The organism is Phenylobacterium zucineum HLK1 (assembly GCF_000017265.1).
In the GTDB taxonomy this organism is placed as follows: domain Bacteria; phylum Pseudomonadota; class Alphaproteobacteria; order Caulobacterales; family Caulobacteraceae; genus Phenylobacterium; species Phenylobacterium zucineum.
Genome location: NC_011144.1, coordinates 742,189 through 759,652 on the forward strand (window position 1 = coordinate 742,189; position 17,464 = coordinate 759,652).

Below are 17,464 nucleotides of genomic sequence, written 5' to 3' on the forward strand. Positions count from 1 at the left end.
TTGCCCAATCGAGGGAAGGCGGGACGGGGATGGCGGTGACCCCAACGACGGAAGCGTCGCCCGGCGCAGGCCGGGCCCTTTGGGTCAGTACGGCCGCGTTCACGGTCTGCTTCGCCGTCTGGACGATCTTCTCCATCATCGGCCTTGGGATGAAGGACGAACTCGGGCTCAGCGAGACCCAGTTCGGCCTGCTCGTCGGCACCCCGATCCTGACCGGTTCGCTCAGCCGCCTCGTGCTCGGCATCTGGGCCGACCAGTACGGCGGGCGGCGGGTGTTCGCCATCGTGATGGCCCTGGGGGCCGCCGCGACCTTCCTGCTGTCGTTCGCCGACACCTACCTCGAGCTGCTGCTGGCGGCCCTGGGCGTGGGGATCGCGGGCGGGTCCTTCGCCGTGGGCGTCGCCTACGTCTCCAAGTTCTACCCGCAGGAGCGGCAGGGGACGGCGCTGGGGATCTTCGGGGCCGGCAACGTGGGCTCGGCCGTCACCAAGTTCCTGGCGCCGTTCGTGATGGTCGCCATGGGCTGGCAGACGGTCGCCCAGCTCTGGGCCGCCGCCCTCCTGGTGATGGCGGTGATCTTCTGGTTCACGACCCGCGAGGACCCGGACCTCGCCCGCCGGCGGGCGGAAGGGGTCAAGCCGGCCTCCTTCGCCGAACAGCTGCGCCCCCTGGCCAACGTCCAGGTCTGGCGCTTCTCGCTCTACTACTTCTTCGTCTTCGGCGCCTTCGTGGCCCTGGCGCTGTGGCTGCCGCGCTACCTCGTCGGCGTCTACGGGCTCGACGTGAAGGCGGCGGGCATGCTGGCGGCCTTCTACTCCATCCCGGCCAGCCTGTTCCGGATCTACGGCGGGCGCCTCTCGGACCGCTTCGGCGCGCGCAAGGTCCTCTACTGGACGTTCGGCGTCTCGGCGCTGTGCACCTTCATGCTCTCGTACCCGCCGACCGACTACGTGATCCACGGCATCCAGGGCCCGATCGCGTTCTCGACCTCGATGGGGCTGGTCCCGTTCGTCGTGACCATCTTCGTGCTGGGCTTCTTCATGAGCCTGGGCAAGGCGGCCGTGTTCCGGCACATCCCGGTCTACTACCCGCAGCGCGTCGGAGCAGTGGGCGGGGTGGTCGGGATGGTCGGCGGCGTGGGCGGCTTCGTCCTGCCGCTCGTCTTCGGCGTGCTCAACGACCTGACCGGCGTCTGGACGAGCTGCTTCTTCCTGCTCTTCCTCCTCGTTTCCCTGGCGCTCGCCTGGATGCACTTCGCGGTGCGGCGCATGGAGGCGGCGGCGACCGCGCCGCGCGAGACCCTTCCCGAGCTGCCGGAGATGGCGCCGATCCACGACGCCGCGCGCGTGGCGCCGGGGCCGCAGCCCGCGGGCAAGGTCGTCCCCGTCCGGCGGCCGGCGATCGCCGACTGGCGGCCCGAGGACCCCGTGTTCTGGCAGGCGAGCGGCCGGCGCATCGCCCGCCGCAACCTGTGGATCTCCACCTACTGTCTGCTGCTCGCCTTCGCGGTCTGGATGGTCTGGAGCGTGGTCGTCGCGCGCCTGCCGGCCGTCGGATTCCAGTTCACGCCCGACCAGCTGTTCTGGCTGGCGGCGCTGCCGGGGATCTCCGGCGCGGCGCTGCGGATCTTCTACGCCTTCCTCGTGCCGGTGTTCGGCGGCCGGCTCTGGACGGCGATGTCGACGGCCTCGCTGCTGATCCCGGCGTTCGGCATCGGCTACGCCGTGCAGGATCCTTCGACGCCGTACCTGATCTTCGTGGTCCTGGCGCTGCTGTGCGGCCTGGGCGGCGGCAACTTCGCCTCGTCGATGGCCAACATCAGCTTCTTCTTCCCGAAGGCGGAGAAGGGCTCGGCCCTGGCCCTCAACGCCGGCCTCGGCAACCTGGGCGTCAGCGTCATGCAGTTCGTGGTGCCGGTCGCCGTCACCATGAGCATCTTCGGCATCCTGGGCGGCGAGCCGCAGACCACCGTCGAGGGCGACCGGCTGTGGATGCAGAACGCCGGCTTCCTGTGGGTTCCGTTCGTGATCGCGGGCGCAGTGCTCGCCTGGCTCGGCATGGACGACCTGGCCAGCGCCAAGTCCTCATTCGCCGAGCAGGCCAGCATCTTCCAGCGCCGGCACACCTGGCTGATGTGCTGGCTCTACACCGGCACCTTCGGCTCGTTCATCGGCTTCTCGGCGGGCTTCCCGCTGCTGGCGCGGCTCGCTTTCCCGGACGTGGATTCCCTGCGCTACGTGTTCCTCGGCCCGCTGGTCGGGGCGGCCTCGCGCGCGGCCACCGGCTGGCTGGCCGACCGGTACGGCGGGGCGCGCATCACCTTCCTCGTGTTCCTCGGCATGATCGCGGCCGTGGGGGGGATGCTCTGGTTCCTGAACGCCGGTTCGTTCTGGGGCTTCTTCGCCATGGTGATGCTGCTGTTCTTCTTCAGCGGCGTCGGCAACGCCTCGACCTTCCAGATGATCCCGGCCATCTGGCGCGAGACGGTGGGACGCGCCGCCGGCGCCGCCCAGGCCGACCGCGAGGCGGCGGCGGTGATTGGCTTCACCTCCGCCATCGCCGCCTTCGGCGCCTTCTTCATCCCCAAGGCCTACGGCGCGTCCATCGCCGGGACCGGGGCGGCCGACGCGGCCCTGTGGGGCTTCCTCGCCTTCTACGCGGTCTGCGCCGTCCTGACCTTCGCGATCTACTCCCGTCCCGGCGGCCTGCTGCACGCCGTCGAGCGCCGCCAAGGCGCAGCCCCCGCAGGACCCACAGCCCTGGAAGGAAGCCGATGAGCCATCTCCTGGACCGCCTGACCTATTTCCGCAGAGAGAAGGAGACGTTCTCGGACGGGCACGGCGTGACGGTCCGGGAGGACCGCGGCTGGGAGGACGCCTACCGGAAGCGCTGGGCGGCGGACAAGATCGTGCGCTCGACGCACGGGGTGAACTGCACCGGCTCGTGCTCGTGGAAGATCTACGTCAAGGGCGGGATCGTCGCCTGGGAGACCCAGCAGACCGACTATCCCCGCACCCGGCCCGACCTGCCGAACCACGAGCCGCGCGGGTGCCCGCGGGGGGCGAGCTACAGCTGGTACCTCTACTCCGGCGCACGGCTGAAGTACCCGCTGGTGCGCGGCCGGCTGCTGCGCCACTGGCGCGAGGCGCGCAAGTCGATGTCGCCGGTGGCCGCCTGGAAGTCGATCGTCGAGGCTCCCGACAAGCGCAAGGACTGGGTCAGCCGCCGCGGGCGCGGCGGGTTCGTGCGGGTCGGCTGGGACGAGGCCAACGAGATCATCGCCGCGGCCAACGCCTACACCATCCGCACCTACGGCCCCGACCGGGTCGCCGGCTTCTCGCCGATCCCGGCCATGTCGATGATCTCCTACGCCGCGGGCAGCCGCTACCTGTCGCTGATCGGCGGCGTGCCGCTGAGCTTCTACGACTGGTACTGCGACCTGCCGCCGTCCTCGCCGCAGACCTGGGGCGAGCAGACCGACGTGCCGGAGTCGGCCGACTGGTACAATTCCAGCTTCCTGATGGTCTGGGGTTCGAACATCCCCATGACCCGCTCGCCCGACGCGCACTTCTACACCGAGGTCCGCTACCGCGGGGCGCGCAGCGTGGTCGTGGCCCCCGACTTCAACGAGGCGGCCAAGTTCGCCGACCTGTGGCTGCACCCCAAGCAGGGGACCGACGCGGCCCTGGCCCTGGCGCTGGGCCACGTGATCCTGCGCGAGTTCCACCTCGACCAGACCACGCCCTACTTCGACGACTATGTCCGCAAGTACTCGGACCTGCCGCTGCTCGTGCGGCTCGTGAAGCGCGGCGACCGCTACGTGGCCGACCGGATGCTGCGCGCCGCCGACTTCGCGGACGGCCTGGGCGAGGCCAACAACCCGGACTGGAAGACGGTGGGGATCGACGAGGCCGGCGGCCAGCCGGTCTGTCCCAACGGCTCGGTGGGCTTCCGCTGGGGCGACAAGGGCAAGTGGAACCTGGAGCAGAAGGACGGGCAGGGGCGCGACGTGCGCCTGCGCCTCAGCCTGGACGAGGCGCACGACGAGATCGTCTCGGTGGACTTCCCCTACTTCGGGGGCGACGCGCCCATGACCTTCGTGGCCACGGACCATCCCGAGGTCCTGCCGCGGAACGTTCCGGCCCGGCGCCTTGCGCTGAAGGACGGCGAGGCCCTGGTGGCCACGGTGTTCGACCTGTTCTGCGCCAACTACGGCCTCGACCGCGGGTTCGGCGGCGAGAACGTGGCCCGCAGCTACGACGACGACGTGCCGTTCACCCCGGCCTGGGCCGAGCGGATCACCGGCGTGCCCCGCGGGCACATCATCTCGGTGGCGCAGCAGTTCGCCGAGAACGCCGCCAAGACCCGCGGCCGCTCTATGGTCATCGTGGGGGCCGGGCTGAACCACTGGTACCACATGGACATGAGCTACCGGGGCATCATCAACATGCTGGTGCTCTGCGGCTGCGTGGGCCAGTCCGGCGGCGGCTGGGCGCACTACGTGGGCCAGGAGAAGCTGCGGCCGGCGACCGGCTGGCTGCCGCTGGCCTTCGCCCTCGACTGGATCCGCCCGGTCCGGCAGCAGAACGCGACCTCGTTCTGGTACGCCCACACCGACCAGTGGCGCTACGACACGCTGCGCATGACTGACATGCTCTCGCCGACCGCGCCCGAGGGGGCGTATCCGACGAGCGCCATCGACTGGAACGTGCGGGCCGAGCGGATGGGCTGGCTGCCGTCCACGCCCGCGCTGCAGGCCAACTCGCTCGACATCGGCCGGCAGCTGCACGAGCGGGGCGAGGACGCCGGCGCCTGGACCGCCGCGGCGCTGAAGTCGGGCGAGCTGAAGATGGCCTGCCACGACCCGGACCACCCGCAGAACTGGCCGCGCAACATCTTCTTCTGGCGCTCCAACGTCCTGGGCGCGAGCGGCAAGGGCCACGAGTACTTCCTCAAGCACCTGGTCGGATCGCTGCACGGGGTGATCGGGGAGGACCTCGCCAAGACGGGCGGCGAGAAGCCCGAGGAGGTCGTCTGGCATGAGGAGGCGCCGACCGGGAAGATGGACCTGATGGTCAGCATCGACTTCCGGCTGTCGACCACCGCCCTCTACGCCGACATCGTGCTGGCCTCGTCCACCTGGTACGAGAAGCACGACCTCAACACCTCGGACATGCACCCCTTCATCCACCCGCTGACCGCGGCCGTGGACCCTCTGTGGGACTCCAAGACCGACTGGGAGATCTTCCGGTCGATCGCCAAGAAGTTCTCCGAGGTCTGCCCCGAGGTGCTGGGGGTCGAGCACGACCTGATGCTCACGCCGATCCAGCACGACGCGGCCGAGGAGATGGCCCAGGCCTACGACGTGAAGGACTGGGGCAAGGGCGAGTGCGAGCCGATCCCGGGCGTGACCATGCCGAAGGTCAGCCTGGTCGAGCGGGACTATCCCAACACCTACGCGCGCTTTACCGCCATCGGCCCGCTGCTGGAGAGCAAGGGCAACGGCAGCAAGGGGCTGGTGTGGGACGCCAAGCGCGAGGTCGAGGACCTCGCCCACCTGAACGGCACGGTCCCCGAGGGGCCGACGAAGGGGCGGCCGCGGGTCCTGACCGACATCGACGCCTGCGAGACCATCCTGATGCTGGCTCCCGAGACGAACGGCCAGGTGGCGATCAAGGCCTGGGACGCGCTGAGCGCCTTCACCGGCCGCGAGCACCACCACCTGGCCGAGGGCAAGGAGGACGAGAAGATCCGCTTCCGCGACGTGGCCGCCCAGCCGCGGAAGATCATCTCCTCGCCCACCTGGTCGGGGATCGAGTCCGAGGAGGTCTGCTACAACTCGGGCTGGACCAATGTGCACGAGCTGATCCCCTGGCGCACGCTCAGCGGCCGCCAGCAGCTCTACCAGGACCACCCGTGGATGCGGGCCTTCGGCGAGGAGCTCGTCACCTGGCGCCCGCCGGTCGAGACGCGGTCTTACCAGTCGGTGGTCGGCAAGCTGCCCAACGGCAACGACGAGATCGTGCTCAACCTCGTCACGCCGCACCAGAAATGGGGGATCCACTCCACCTACTGCGAGAACCTGATCATGCTCTCGCTGAGCCGCGGCGGGCCGACCGTCTGGATCAGCGAGGTTGACGCCGGCAAGGCCGGGATCTGCGACAACGACTGGATCGAGGCGTTCAACGTCAACGGCGCGCTCACCGCCCGGGCGATCGTCTCCCAGCGCGTCCCCGAGGGCCTGGCAATCATGTACCACGCCCAGGAGAAGCTGGTGGGAACGGTGGGCTCCGAGATCACCGGCCAGCGCGGCGGGATCCACAACTCGGTCACCCGCATCAACATGAAGCCGACCCACATGATCGGCGGCTACGCCCAGCTGGCCTACGGCTTCAACTACTACGGCACCGTCGGCGCCAACCGGGACGAGTTCATCATCGTGCGGAAGATGAACCAGCTGAACTGGTTCGACAAAGCCGCCGCCCAGGTCGAGCAGGAGGCGAAGGTCTGATGAAGGTCCGCGCGCAAATCTGCATGGTGCTGAACCTCGACAAGTGCATCGGGTGCCACACCTGCTCGATCACCTGCAAGAACGTGTGGACCAACCGCGAAGGCGTCGAATACGTCTGGTTCAACAACGTCGAGAGCAAGCCGGGCGTCGGCTATCCGAAGGACTGGGAGAACCAGTCCCGCTGGAAGGGCGGCTGGGTCCGCAAGCCCAATGGCCGGCTGGAGCCCCGCATCGGCGCCAAATGGCGGATCCTGGCGAAGATCTTCGCCAACCCCGACCTGCCCGAGATCGACGACTTCTACGAGCCCTACACCTTCGAATACGAGTGGCTGGAGAAGGCCCCCGAGCTGCAGGCCCAGCCGACCGCCAAGCCGCGCTCGCTGATCACCGGCGAGGTGATCAAGAAGGTGGAGTGGAGCGGGAACTGGGAGGACGACCTCGGCGGCGAGTTCTCCAAGCGCTCCCAGGACTACAATTTCGAGGGCGTCCAGAAGGAGATCTACGGCCAGTTCGAGAACACCTTCCTGATGTACCTGCCCAGGCTGTGCGAGCACTGCCTGAACCCCTCGTGCCTGGCCGCATGTCCCTCGGGGGCGATCTACAAGCGGGCCGAGGACGGCATTGTCCTCATCGACCAGGAACGCTGCCGCGGCTGGCGGATGTGCGTCTCGGGATGCCCGTACAAGAAGGTCTATTACAACTGGTCGTCGGGTAAGTCGGAGAAGTGCATCTTCTGCTTCCCGCGGATCGAGGCGGGCCAGCCGACGGTGTGCTCCGAGACCTGCGTCGGCCGCATCCGCTACCTGGGCGTGATCCTCTACGACGCCGACCGCATCAGCGAGGCGGCGAGCGTGGAGCGGGAGGAGGACCTCTATCCCGCGCAGTTGTCGGTGTTCCTCGACCCCAACGACCCGGCGGTGCAGGAGCAGGCCCGCCGGGACGGCGTGCCCGAGACCTGGATCGAGGCGGCGACCCGCTCGCCGGTCTGGAAGATGGCGTGCGAGTGGAAGGTCGCCTTCCCGCTGCACCCCGAGTACCGGACCCTGCCGATGGTCTGGTACGTGCCGCCGCTGTCGCCGATCCAGTCCGCGGCCGAGGCCGGCAAGATGACGGTCAACAACGGCATGCCGGACGTGCGCTCGCTGCGCATCCCGCTTCGGTACCTCGCCAACCTGCTCACCGCCGGCGCCGAGGAGCCGGTGGCCCAGGCGCTGGAGCGGATGCTGGCCATGCGGGCCTACATGCGGGCCAAGACGGTCGACGGCGTCGTCGACGAGGGCATCGCCCAGCAGGTCGGCCTGACCGGCGCGGTGATCGAGGAGATGTACCGCTACATGGGGCTGGCGGCCTACGAGGACCGCTACGTCATCCCGACCGCCCACCGGGAGGACACCGAGGACGCCTACATGCTGCGCGGCGCCGCCGGCTTCGCGTTCCGGGAAGGCACCAACGGCACGACCAAGGCCGACCTGTTCGGCCGCCGCGACCGCACGCCCCGCAAGAAGTACATGGACATCCCGACATGAGACGGACGCTGAAGGCTCTCTCGCTCCTGCTGTCGTATCCGACCGAGGAGCTGAAGGCGGGCGCGGGCGAGTTGCGCGCGGCGCTGGCCGACGAGGCCCTGCTGAAGCCGCAGACGCGGGCGGCGATGGCGGTGCTGCTCGACAGCTTCGAACGGGACGAGCTGCTCGACCTGCAGGGGCGCTACGTGGACCTCTTCGACCGGACGCGCTCGCTGTCGCTGCACCTCTTCGAGCACGTCCACGGCGAGAGCCGGGAGCGGGGCCAGGCGATGATCGACCTGCGGGCGACCTACGCCGAGCACGGCTTCGAGATGACCCCGGCCGAACTGCCCGACTACCTGCCGGCGTTCCTGGAGTTCGCCTCGCTGCTGCCGCCGCGCGAGGCCCGGCAGCTGCTGCGCGAGCCGGCCCACGTGCTGCAGGCGCTTCACGAGCGGCTGGCCAAGCGCGGCTCGCCCTACGCGGCGGTCTTCACGGCGCTCCTGGAGGCGGCCCGCACGCGGCCCAGCCCCGAGGCGCTGGAGGACCTGCGCCGCCAGCCCGACGCCGCGGCCGACGACTTCGAGGCGGTGGACGCCGCCTGGGAGGAGGCGCCCGTGCGCTTCGGGCCCGAGGCGCCCCAGCCCACGGGCTTCGTCGCCAAACTCCGGGCCTGGAAACGGCCCGCCGAGCCGGCCCCGCCGGCCGCATCCTGAGGGAGCCGCGTCATGGAGTCCTTCATCAATCAGCTCGCCTTCGGCTGGTTTCCCTACCTGGCGGTGACGGTGCTGATCGTCGGCAGCATCTTCCGCTTCGACAAGGCGCAGTACACTTGGCGCTCGCAGTCCAGCCAGTTCCTGCGGCGACGCCAGATGCTGATCGGCTCGAACCTGTTCCACATGGGCGTGCTGGTGCTGCTGGGCGGCCACTTCGTGGGGCTGCTCACGCCGATCAACGTGTTCGACGCCCTGGGCGTGCAGCACGGCTTCAAGCAGATGGCGGCGCTGGTGGTCGGCGGCATCGCCGGGATCCTGGCCTGGGTCGGGGCCAGCCTGCTGCTGCATCGCCGGCTGTTCGACTCCCGAATCCGCCGCAGCTCGCACTGGACCGACATCGCCGTCCTGGTGCTGCTCTGGCTGCAGCTCACCCTGGGCCTGGCCACCACCTGGTGGACCATGAAGCACCTCGACGGCGAGGAGATGCTGCTCTTCATGGGCTGGGCCAACGGCCTGCTCACCTTCAACCCGCAGGCGGCCGACCTGATCGTGGACGCCGCCCTGGTCTACAAGCTGCACATCATCCTGGGCCTGACGCTGTTCCTCGTGACCCCGTTCAGCCGGCTGGTCCACATCTGGAGCATCCCGCTCTTCTTCCTGCTGCGGCCGGGCTACCAGATCGTGCGGACCCGCGGACCGGTGCGCCGGCCGCAGCCCGCGTCGCTGTCGCACGGCCCCGCCGGCGCGGCGCCGACCTATGGCGGCCCGGCGCCGCAGCGCGCCGCCGCCGAGGAATTCCAGTGAGCGAGGCCCGCTTCGTCGTCACGCGCTCGGCCGGGCGCGGCGCCGCCCGGCCGGCGCCTCCGCCTGCTCCCGAGGCCGTTTCCCAGGCCGTTCCCCAGGCCGCGCCCGAGCCGCCGCCGGCCGAGGCCGGCGGATGCGGCTGCGGGTCGACCGCGGCGGCCCGGCCGCGCCCGGCCCGCACGCCTGCCGTCCGGGTGGACGGCGTGGAGATAGACTCCCGGCTGATCGCGCAGGAAAGCCAGAACCATCCGTCCGGCGATCCCATGGAGACTTGGACGGCCGCGGCCCGCGCCCTGGTGGTGCGCCAGCTGCTGCTGACCGAGGCCCGGCGGCGGGGGCTCAGCCCCGACCCCGAGGCGGTCGGCGAGAACCAGTACGAGACCGACGAGGAGAGCCTCGTGCGACAGGTGCTGGAGGTCGCCGTCGAGCCCCAGCCGCCCTCCGAGACGGAATGCCGGCGCGTCTACGAGGGGATGAAGGGCAAGTTCGTCACGCCCACCCTGTTCGAGGCCTCGCACATCCTCATAGAGCCGGCGGGCGAGGCCGAGGCCGACTGGTCCGAAGCCGAGGCCGAGGCCCGCGCCCTCATCGGGGTCGTCGGCGACAGCCCGCAGGCGTTCGCCGAGGCCGCGGCGGCCCGCTCGTCCTGTCCCACCGCGCACCAGGGCGGCTCGCTCGGCCAGGTGCGCCGCGGCGAGCTGGTCGACAGCGTCCAGGCGGCGATCGAGGCCCTGGCGGACGGCGAGACCGGCACGGCCCCCGTGCGCTCGCCGTTCGGCTGGCACGTCGTGCGCCTGGAGCGGCGGATCGAGGGCCGCGTCCTGCCCTACGAGATCGTGGAGGGGCGCATCCGCGACATGCTGGAGGCGCGCGCCTGGGCGATCGGCGCTTCGCAGTTCGTGGCCGATCTGGCGGCGAAATCGGCCGTCGAGGGCGTGACCCTGGCCCCGCCGGACGGCGGGTTCGCGGCCTGCGAGGACGGCAGCGGATGCTGACGCTCGGCGAGGTCCTCAGCCTGTCCCGCCGCTCGGCCGACGCGCTGGACGGGCTGGCGCTTGAACCGGACCTGCGGTCGGGCCTCGCCCGGGCCGCCGCCGACGAGGGGGTCGAGCCGCGCGACATCGTGCTGGAGGCGGTGGCGGACTTCGCGGCCTCGGCCGACGCCGGCGAGTGGACGGCCCTGATCGGCCGGGCGCAGGCGGCGCAGGATCCCGGCCGGGCCTGCCTCGAGATCATGATCCGGCGGCTGCTTCCCGCGGCGCGGCCGGCCGATGAGGAGACCTCCCATGGGTGAGCCCGTTCCTGGCGATCGCGACACCGCCCCGGCCGGCCTGAATCCGGACCTGCGGCGCACCCGCGACGAGAGTTTCTCGGACGCCCAGCACGGCAGCGAGCCGATGGCGAGCGTCTCGGTGAAGGGCGGCCGCCCGGCCGTCTGGCCCGTCATCTGGGCCGTGGTGACCATCGGCCTGATCCTCCTGACCATCTGGCTGATCCTTTGAGTGACGCCGCCTGGGCTGAGGCCGGGCCCGTCGCCCGGACGCCTTGCCGCTTCCCGTCGCGGCCGGGATGGTGTTCAACCGCGGCATGACCGCGGCCCCTCAGCGTTTCGTCCTGTTCCGCGCCGCCGAGGGCGAGTGGGCGATGTCGGCCTCCGGCGTCGCCGAGGTGCTGCCGACGGCGCCGATGCAGCGGCCGGCCGGGTCCCCGGCGGTGCTGGCGGGGTTCCTGAACCTCGGTGGGCGACCGCTGCCGGTGGTGCGGCTGGATGCGCTGTTCGGCCCGGAGGCCGGCCGGGCCGACGACCTCTACCACCACGTTCTGCGGCTGACCTCGTCCGAAGCCGGCGGCGAACTGGGGCTGCTGGTGGAGCGGGTCACCGACGTGGACGCCAAGGCCGAAGGCGTCGCGCCGCTGGAGCCGGACCAGAGCGTCAACGGCGCGCTGGTCGGCAATCTGGTGATCGGCGAGCGGCTGGTCCCCCTGCTGGACCGCGGGCGCCTGCTGCTGGTCGAGGAGCAGCGCCGCATCGACGACCTCGCCGCCGCCGCCCGCGCGCGGCTGGACCAGCTGGACCAAGCCGGCGCTTGAGGGCTCCCGCGCCGCTGCCCATGGGCGAGGCGTTCGCGCGCCTGAAGCAGCAGGTCATCGAGCGCACCGGCCACTTCTACTACGAGGACAAGGACGAGGTGCTCTGGGAGCGGGTGCGCAAGCGCCTGGCCGCCGCCCGCAGCCCGAGCCTGGATCAGTATCTCGAGCGCCTGGCCGATCCCGACCGCGGCGAGGCGGAATGGGCCGCGCTCGAGGCCGAGCTGACCATCGGCGAGACCTACTTCTTCCGCTATCCGGAGCAGTTCGAGGCGCTGCGCCGGACCATCCTGCCCGACATCTTCGAGCGCCGAGCCGAGAGCCGGCGGGTGCGGATCTGGAGCGCCGGCTGCGCCACCGGCGCCGAGGCCTATTCGGTGGCCATCCTGCTGCACGAGATGCTGGGCGAGGCGCTCGCCGGCTGGCGGATCACGATCCTGGGCTCGGACATCAACGAGACCTTCCTGGCCCAGGCGCGCGAGGCGCGCTTCGGCCGCTGGGCGCTGCGCTCGCTGCCCCCCGAGCAGAGGGACGCCTGGTTCACGCCCGAGGAGGGCGCCTGGCGCCTGCGGCCGCAGTACCGCAGCCTGGTGCGCTTTGAGCGCGGCAACCTGCTAGACCTCCTGGGGCCCTCGCCGCCGCTGGAGCTGGTCGATTTCGACCTCATCCTGTGCCGCAACGTGATGATCTACTTCCACCCGGCCAAGATGGCCGAGGTGGCCGCCGCCCTGGTGGCGCGCCTGACGCCCGAGGGCTGGCTGCTGGTCGGCCACGCCGAGCCCAATCCCGAGTTCGCCCGCTTCGCGGCCGCGGTCAGCCTGCCGGGCACCGTGGCCTATCGTCCGCCGGACGCCGAAACGCCGGCCGCGCCGCCGCCGGCCTGGACCCCGCCGGTCCTGCCGCCCGCCGCCGAGCTGGTGATCCCCGCGCCCGCCTTTGCGCCGGCGCCCCTCGCGCCCCTGGCGGGTCAGCCGCCGCAAACGCCGACCGCCACCCCGCGGGAGCCGGCCCGCGCGCCGGCGTCGGGCGACATAGTGGAGGAGGTGCGCCGCCGCGCCGACGTGGGCGACTTCCGGGCCGCGGAGCTGAGCTGCCGCGAGGCGCTGGAGGCCGATCCCGAGAACCCGGTCCTCCACTTCTACGCGGGGCTCGTCGAGCAGGCGCTGGGGCGGCTGGCGTCCGCGGAGGACTCGCTGCGCAAGGCCGCCTACCTCGATCCCGGCTTCGTGCTGGCGCACTATCACCTCGGCGTCGTGCGCCTGGCCCGCGGGCGGCGCGAGGCCGGCCGCCGCGCGGTCGCCGCCGCCGCGCAGCTGGCCGGAACCTTGACCAGGGATGCGCGTTTGCCCGAAGGGGCGGGCCTGACCGCAGGTGAACTGCGGGAGCTGGCGCGCGTCCAGCTCGAATAGGCGCCGGGGGGCGTAGTGATGGCTGAAAAGGCGCGCAAGCGCGCACCGCCGGACAAGAGGGGGCCGGACAGAGCGGGGCCGGACCTCGCCCGCGTCTCGCCCGCGCGCCGTCGCGCGATCCTGCGCGAGCGGGAGCGGGCCCTGGCGAGCCGGTCCGAGACGCGCGCCGAGGCCGCGCGCGGGCGGCGGGTGCTCGTCTGCGCTGTCGGCGCCAACCTCTACGGCCTGCCGATGGAGCAGGTGGCCCGCATCAAGCCGTTCACGCGCTGGGGCGCGGCGGCGGCCCGCCATCCTGCGCTCGTGGGCCTCGTGGCTGACGGCGGCCGCGTCGCGCCGGTCTTCGACTTGGCCCGCCTCGTCGGCGCCGGCGGCGCGGAGGCGGCGCAGGGCGGCTGGCTCGTGCTCCTCGGGCCGCCGCACCGGGCGGCGCTGCGGATCGCCGACCTGCCGGCCGCCGCCGAAGTGGAGGCCCTGGACGGCGCCGGGGAGGACCGGGCAAGGGTCCTCTCGGGGGACCACGCCGACAAGATCCTCGTCATGCTCTCCGTCGAGGCGCTGCTGGCCCCGACCCACACGACTTCCCACCGCTCGACTTCCAGTGGAGTCCACGCCCCGTGACCATCGCCAACCGGATCCTCCTGGGCTTCGCCGCCGTCATCGTGCTGATGATCGCGGTGGGGCTGCTCGCGCTGAACCAGATCGGCGACATCCGCCGCGAGACGGAGACGATCATCACCCGGGACCTGGGCTTCGTGCGCCTGGTCAGCGAAATCCGCGTCTCCCGCCAGCAGATGCAGGCCGCGGCCGAAACCGGGTTCAGCGACCGGATGGCCCGCCAGGCGGTCGGCGGCGGCGAGGGCCCCGACTGGCGCGAGCGCAGCGCCGCGGTGGAACAGGCCCTGCAGCAGGCCCGGAGCCTGGCCGGGCAGTACGAGAGCAACGCCCTGAGCGCCGACCGCCAGCAGGCGTGGCGGAAGGTCGGCGAGTCCCTCGCGGCGGCCGCCCCGATCCTGCAGGCGTCCAAGACCGACAACGAAACCGTCGAAGCGGCGATCGCCCGCGGCGACTTCGCCGAGGCCGCCGACGTGCGCCAGCGGCTGGCCGGCCGCCGGGGCGATTTCGAGCGCCAGATGCAGAGCATCCTGAAAGAGATGGACGGGGTGCTGGAGGCCGGCCAGGCCCGGCTGACCGACGCCTACGAGCTGAGCCGCAACATCCTGCTGACGGGGCTGTTCATCGCCGTCCTGCTGGGGATCGGCGCCGCCTACTACATCCGCAACTCCATCGTCGGACCGCTGAGCGCGTTCATGGCGTTCGTGGAGCGGGTCGGGCAGGGCGACCTGGCGGGCCAGACGGCGGCGACCTCCAAGGACGAGATCGGCCAGCTCGGCTCGACCCTCAACGCCATGGTGGACGGGTTGAAGGAGCTGGCGCGCCAGAGCCGCGACGCCACCGAGAACCTCAATGCGGCGACGGCGGAGATCCGCGCCTCGACCCAGGAGCAGGCGGCCGGGGTCGAGGAGCAGCTGGCCGCGGTGCAGGAGACCGCCGCCACGGTCGACGAGATCACCCACTCGGGGGCTCAGATCAGCAAGCGGGCCCAGGAGGTGATCGCCTCGGCCCAGGCGACCGCCCAGACCAGCACCGAGGGCCTGCGGGCCGTGGACGAGACCACCCGAGCGATGGACGCCATCCGCGACCAGGCCGAGGCCGTGGCCGAGAACATCGTGGCGCTGAGCGAGAAGACGCAGGCGATCGGCGACATCATCGCCACCGTCAACGACATCTCCGAGCGCTCGCACCTGCTGGCGCTGAACGCCGCCATCGAGGCGGCCGCGGCGGGCGAGCACGGCCGCAGCTTCTCGGTGGTCGCCTCGGAGATGAAGATGCTGGCCGACCAGGCCAAGGACGCCACCGGCCAGGTCCGCTCGATCCTGGGGGACATCCAGCGGGGCATCAACGCCTCGGTGATGCTGACCGAGGAGGCGGTGAAGCGGGTCGCCGCCGGCAAGGAGCGCACCGACACCACCCACCGGACGATCACCGAGATCACCGGCCGGGTGCAGGAGAGCGTGCAGACGTTCCAGCAGATCGTCGCCTCGACGAACCAGCAGCAACTCGGCATCGAGCAGGTGATGAGCGCGCTGCAGAACATCCGGCAGGCCAGCCAGCAGACCGCCGCCGGCACGCGCCAGCTGGACGAGGCCGCCGCCAACCTGACGCGCCTCTCGCAACAGCTGCTCGCGCTCGCCGAACGCTACCGGCTCTAGGGCCTGGCCTTGGCCGACATCCGCGCCCAGCTGCTGGCCGCCTTCGAGGTCGAGCACCGCGAGCACCTCGAAGCGATCCGTCGCGCCCTGACCGCGCCGGAGCAGGCCGACCTGCGCGAGGTGTTCCGGCGCGCGCACAGCCTGAAGGGCGCGGCCCGGGCCGTGGACCTGCCGCGCATCGAGGAGCTGGCGCACGGGCTGGAGGACCTGATCGCGGGGGTGGGCGAGGGAGCCGGCGCGCTCGACCGTCCGACCCTGGACGCCATCCACCTGCTCCTGGACCGCATCGAGGCCGAGGCCGAGGCGGCGCGTACGGGCGTCCCCCCCGACGGTCCGGACCAGGCGCCTTCGGAGGGCGAGCCGCCCGCCGAGGCGGCGGCTTCGGCGGTCGAGGGTGAGGCGGGGCTCGAGTATGTGCGCATCGACGCCCAGGCGCTCCGCGAGCTGGCCCAGGCCGCGCACCAGCTGGCCAACGACGTGCGGGCCGAACAGTCGGCGCCGCAGCAGCTTCGCCGCCTCCACCGCGAGAGCCGCCGGCTCGAGCAGCTGTGGAGCGAGCTGCGCCTGCGGCTGGGCGAAGGCCGGGACGGGGCGCGGGCGCGCGATTTCGAGCACGCCCTCAAGACGCTGACGCGCGACCTGGCGGACCTGGGACAGACGCAGCATCGCACGAGCTGGAGCCTGCAGACCGACCTGGGAGTGCTGCGCGAGCAGGTGGACCGCATCGCCCTGACGCCGGCCGCCACGGTGTTCGGGGACCTGGGCCGGATGGTCCGCGAGCTCGCCCGCGCGGAGGGGGTCGAAGTGGACGTCCGCGTCGAGGGCCTGGACGTGCGCGCCGAACGGCGGGTGCTGCAGGCGCTGCGCGATCCCGTCATCCACCTGCTGCGCAATGCGCTCAGCCACGGCGCGGAGCCTGCCGAGGCGCGCCGGCGGGCCGGCAAGCCCGAGGCGCTGGCGGTGGGCCTGCAAATCTCGGCGCGGGGCGATCGCCTGCAGGCCAGAGTCTACGACGACGGCGCTGGTCCCGACCTGGCGCGCATCGAGCAGGCGGCGATCGACCGGGGTTTGCTTCCGAAGCGCAGCCCGGCGACCCCGCCGCCGAGCCCGGAGGAGGTCCTCGCCCTGGCGTTCGAACCGGGCGTCTCGTCGGCCGAGGCGGTGGACCGCCTGGCGGGACGCGGCATGGGCCTGTCGATCGTGCTGCAGTCGGTGCGCGGCCTCGGTGGCGGCGCGAGGCTCGGCGCGCGCCGGCCCTACGGCGCCGAAGTGGTCGTCTCGGCGCCGCTGTCGCTGGCGCGCCAGACCGTGATCCTGATCGAGACGGGCGGCGGGACGTTCGGCCTGCCGAGCTTCGGCGTCGTGCGGCTGCTGCGCCTGGCGCAGGATCGGCTGGAAACCGTCGAAGGGGCGCTGACGGCCCGGATAGGAATCGGCGAGGCGGACGTTGTCGTCCCGGTGGTGTCGATGGCGGCGGTCCTGGGAAATGCCGAGTCCGAGATCCCCGCCTCGGGCGGGACGGTGAGCGCCGTGCTGCTGTCGCGCGGCGAGCGGCACGTGGCCTTCGCGGTCGACGCCTTCTCGGACGTGCGGGAGATGGCGGTGGAGGCCGCGCCGGGCGAGGGGCTCGATGCGCCGCTGGCCCTCGGCGTGGCCCTGCTGGAAGGCGAGACCCCGCTCATGGTGCTCGATCCCGACGGGCTGGTGGACCGCTGGCTGCGCGACGAGCGGCGGCTGGCGGCGGCGGGTCTGGGCCTGGCCTCGCGGGCGGCCGAGCGCCCGCGCCAGCGGACCGTGCTGGTGGTGGACGATTCCATCACCACGCGCACGCTGGAGAAGAGCATCCTGGAGGGGCAGGGCTACCGCGTGCTGCTGGCGGTCGACGGGGTGGACGCGTTGCACGTCCTTCGCTCGGGCGAGGCGATCGTCGACGTGGTGGTGGCCGACGTCGAGATGCCGCGCATGGACGGCTTCTCGCTGCTGCAGGCGGTCAAGGCCGACGCCAGCCTTGCGGCCCTGCCGGTCATCCTGATGACCTCGCGCAACGACCCGACCGACGTGCGGCGGGGCATGGACCTGGGCGCCGAGGCCTACATCACCAAGCAGAAGTTCGACCAGCGCGAGCTGCTGGCCACCATCGGACGGATCCTGTGAAGTCGCC

13 protein-coding genes are annotated in these 17,464 nt (G+C 71.6%); all 13 read left to right on the forward strand.

The window, feature by feature from the left end; all coding sequences use genetic code 11:
- The first annotated feature begins 29 nt into the window (after positions 1-29).
- From PHZ_RS03705 to PHZ_RS03765, 13 genes are read left to right on the forward strand one after another with little or no spacing between them, the layout of a single operon-like run.
- The gene (locus tag PHZ_RS03705) at positions 30-2,777 is read left to right on the forward strand and encodes a nitrate/nitrite transporter (RefSeq protein ID WP_012521246.1); all 2,748 of its coding nucleotides are present in this window, start codon (positions 30-32) and stop codon (positions 2,775-2,777) included.
- Entirely contained in the window at positions 2,774-6,511 is a 3,738-nt protein-coding gene (locus PHZ_RS03710) for a nitrate reductase subunit alpha (RefSeq protein WP_012521247.1), read from the forward strand. Before PHZ_RS03705 ends, PHZ_RS03710 begins: the two co-directional genes overlap by 4 nt.
- Entirely contained in the window at positions 6,511-8,037 is a 1,527-nt protein-coding gene (gene narH, locus PHZ_RS03715) for a nitrate reductase subunit beta (protein WP_012521248.1), read from the forward strand. The genes PHZ_RS03710 and narH overlap by 1 nt, the downstream gene beginning before the upstream one ends.
- Positions 8,034-8,732, forward strand: coding sequence for a nitrate reductase molybdenum cofactor assembly chaperone (narJ, locus tag PHZ_RS03720; protein WP_012521249.1), 699 nt, complete (start codon positions 8,034-8,036; stop codon positions 8,730-8,732). The genes narH and narJ overlap by 4 nt, the downstream gene beginning before the upstream one ends.
- Positions 8,733-8,744: 12 nt before the next feature.
- The gene (gene narI / locus PHZ_RS03725) at positions 8,745-9,536 is read left to right on the forward strand and encodes a respiratory nitrate reductase subunit gamma (protein ID WP_012521250.1); all 792 of its coding nucleotides are present in this window, start codon (positions 8,745-8,747) and stop codon (positions 9,534-9,536) included.
- Positions 9,533-10,531 carry a peptidylprolyl isomerase gene (locus PHZ_RS03730; RefSeq protein WP_049758127.1) on the forward strand — a complete coding sequence of 333 codons (999 nt, stop codon included), beginning with the start codon at positions 9,533-9,535 and terminating at the stop codon, positions 10,529-10,531. The genes narI and PHZ_RS03730 overlap by 4 nt, the downstream gene beginning before the upstream one ends.
- Positions 10,525-10,830, forward strand: coding sequence for a hypothetical protein (locus tag PHZ_RS03735; RefSeq protein ID WP_041373107.1), 306 nt, complete (start codon positions 10,525-10,527; stop codon positions 10,828-10,830). Before PHZ_RS03730 ends, PHZ_RS03735 begins: the two co-directional genes overlap by 7 nt.
- A complete protein-coding gene (locus PHZ_RS03740) occupies positions 10,823-11,038 on the forward strand; it encodes a hypothetical protein (protein ID WP_041373108.1) in 216 nt (71 codons plus the stop codon). Before PHZ_RS03735 ends, PHZ_RS03740 begins: the two co-directional genes overlap by 8 nt.
- Positions 11,039-11,081: 43 nt before the next feature.
- Positions 11,082-11,627, forward strand: a complete 546-nt coding sequence (locus tag PHZ_RS03745) for a chemotaxis protein CheW (RefSeq protein ID WP_012521252.1) — start codon at positions 11,082-11,084, stop codon at positions 11,625-11,627.
- A complete protein-coding gene (locus PHZ_RS03750; RefSeq protein WP_012521253.1) occupies positions 11,624-13,033 on the forward strand; it encodes a CheR family methyltransferase in 1,410 nt (469 codons plus the stop codon). The genes PHZ_RS03745 and PHZ_RS03750 overlap by 4 nt, the downstream gene beginning before the upstream one ends.
- 18 nt (positions 13,034-13,051) lie before the next feature.
- Positions 13,052-13,651 (forward strand): chemotaxis protein CheW, encoded by a 600-nt coding sequence (locus PHZ_RS21475; RefSeq protein ID WP_012521254.1) that lies wholly within the window; start codon positions 13,052-13,054, stop codon positions 13,649-13,651.
- The gene (locus PHZ_RS03760) at positions 13,648-15,303 is read left to right on the forward strand and encodes a methyl-accepting chemotaxis protein (protein WP_012521255.1); all 1,656 of its coding nucleotides are present in this window, start codon (positions 13,648-13,650) and stop codon (positions 15,301-15,303) included. The genes PHZ_RS21475 and PHZ_RS03760 overlap by 4 nt, the downstream gene beginning before the upstream one ends.
- A gap of 9 nt (positions 15,304-15,312) precedes the next feature.
- Positions 15,313-17,457: a hybrid sensor histidine kinase/response regulator gene (locus tag PHZ_RS03765; RefSeq protein WP_012521256.1), complete on the forward strand. Its 2,145-nt coding sequence runs from the start codon at positions 15,313-15,315 to the stop codon at positions 17,455-17,457.
- The last annotated feature ends 7 nt before the right edge of the window (positions 17,458-17,464 follow it).